General features: G+C 68.5%; 2 protein-coding genes. Both read right to left on the bottom strand.

What is annotated here, in order from left to right; all coding sequences use genetic code 11:
• Positions 1-20 precede the first annotated feature (20 nt).
• Positions 21-1,130, bottom strand: coding sequence for a phosphate ABC transporter substrate-binding protein PstS (pstS, locus tag G6021_RS07455; RefSeq protein ID WP_182640981.1), 1,110 nt, complete (start codon positions 1,128-1,130; stop codon positions 21-23).
• Between the two features lie 245 nt (positions 1,131-1,375).
• A partial coding sequence (mshD, locus tag G6021_RS07450; RefSeq protein ID WP_182640980.1) for a mycothiol synthase occupies positions 1,376-1,916 on the bottom strand: 541 nt, incomplete at its 5' end.

Here is a 1,916-nt window from a genome sequence, read left to right as displayed (position 1 = left end):
TGGGCCGGTGACCCGGTGCATCAGGAGATCTCGGAGATGGCGGTCAGGAGCTGCTCGCGGAAGGCGTCGGGCACGGGGATGTAGCCCTCGTCCTCGAGCTGTGCCTGGACGTCCTCGGCCACCGCGATGTTGAGGAACGACCGGACGGCCGCGGCGGTCTCCGGATCCGCGTACGAGGAGCAGACGATCTCGTAGGTGGGGAGGATGATGGGGTAGGCGCCGGCGGCCTCGGGGACGTAGAACGACGAGGTGTCGATGACGAGGTCGTTGGTGCCCTCGTTCTGGAGCCGCGCCGAGTCGATGGTCACACCCGAGGTCTCGGCGTTGAGCTCGACGCCCTCCGGGTCCGCCGGGGTGATGACCTTGACCATCGAGAGGTCCTGGTTCTTCGCGTACGACCACTCGGTGTACGTGATGGTCCCCGGGGTCTGCCCGATGGCACCCGAGACACCCTCGTTGCCGCGGGCGCCCTCGCCGACACCACCGGTGAAGGTCTTGCCGGCGCCCTGCGTCCACGCACCCTCCGACGCCGCCTCCAGGTACTTCTGGAAGTTGTCGGTCGTGCCGGACTCGTCCGACCGGAAGATCACGGTGATGGGCTCGTCCGGGAGGTCCGTGCCCTCGTTCTCCTCGGCGATCGCCGGGTCGTTCCACGTGGTGATCTCACCGTTGAAGATCTTGGCGAGGGTGGGGCCGGAGAGCTTCAGCTCGACGCCGTCGAGGTTGTAGGCCACGGCGATCGGGCCGAAGACGGCGGGGATGTGCCACGCCTCGGAGTCGCACCGCTCCTCGGCCGCCGCGTAGTCGGCATCCTTGAGCGGGGAATCGGATCCACCGAAGTCCGTGATCCCGCCGGTGAACTCGCTCACGCCGGCGCCGGAGCCGTTGGAGTTGTAGTTCAGCGTCTGACCCTCGCAGCTCATGGCGTAGGAGTTGGCGAAGATCGTCATGGCGTTGTTCTGGGCGGAGGACCCCGACGCGGTCAGGGTCTCCTTGCCCGCGCATTCCGCGTCGGAGACACTCTGCGCCGCGGTGTCACCGCTTCCGGTGTTGTCATCCGAGCAGGCGGCGAGCCCGACCGCCGTGAGGGCGGTGAGGCCGAGAAGAGCACCGGTGCGCTTGAGGTTCACTGAATCTCCTTGGTTCGTCCGGCGGATAGCCCCCCGAACACGTCTTTGGCGACTGCAACACAAAGCCGGGCCGATACCGAGACCCGACGAGCACAGAACCTAAGGGTCCGATATGAACGGTCTCGCCGGTCGAGATGAACGAGAGATGAACTCAGTGGATGCGTCACGGTTATGACCTCTCGGGGGATTCGTACGGCGCCCCCACCTGGGGTGATCGCCGACCTCCGAGGTCCCGGACGGGGGTCTCACGCCGAGGCGTAGGTCACATCGCGGTGCTCGACGGTGAATCCGAGCTTCTCGTAGGTCCGGATGGCCGCCGCGTTGTCACCCTCCACGTAGAGGACGACCGACTCCGCACCCACCGGACCCTCCAGGTGCGCTACCCCCAGCGAGGTGAGCAGCCCTCCGAGCCCGCGCCCCTGGTCGGACGGGTCGACCGCCACGACGTAGACCTCGCCCTCCACGGGGGAACCGGGCTCGCTCACCGTCTTGGTCCAGTGGAAGCCCGCGAGCCGGGGCACCGGACCCGTGGTGTCGACGGCCAGGAAGATCGCCCCGGGGTCCACCCACTCCACAGCCAGTCGCTCATCGAGCTGGGCGCGGGTCCATCCGCCCTGCTCCGGGTGCCACGAGAACGCGGCGTTGTTGACGCGGAGGAACTCCTCGCGGGCGTCCAGTCCGGGCCATCGGGTGCCGCCCTCCGAGGCCGCCTCGGCGAGTGTGCCAGTCTCGATCCCCGCAGCGGGCCGCGTGGCGGGTGACGCGGAGCCCGCGGGGGCGCGCCGG

It is taken from the genome of Dietzia sp. CW19, assembly GCF_014145265.1.
Lineage (GTDB): Bacteria > Actinomycetota > Actinomycetes > Mycobacteriales > Mycobacteriaceae > Dietzia > Dietzia natronolimnaea.
The sequence above is the reverse complement of the archived record's forward strand: the minus strand, read 5'-3'. Positions and strand labels throughout refer to the sequence as shown.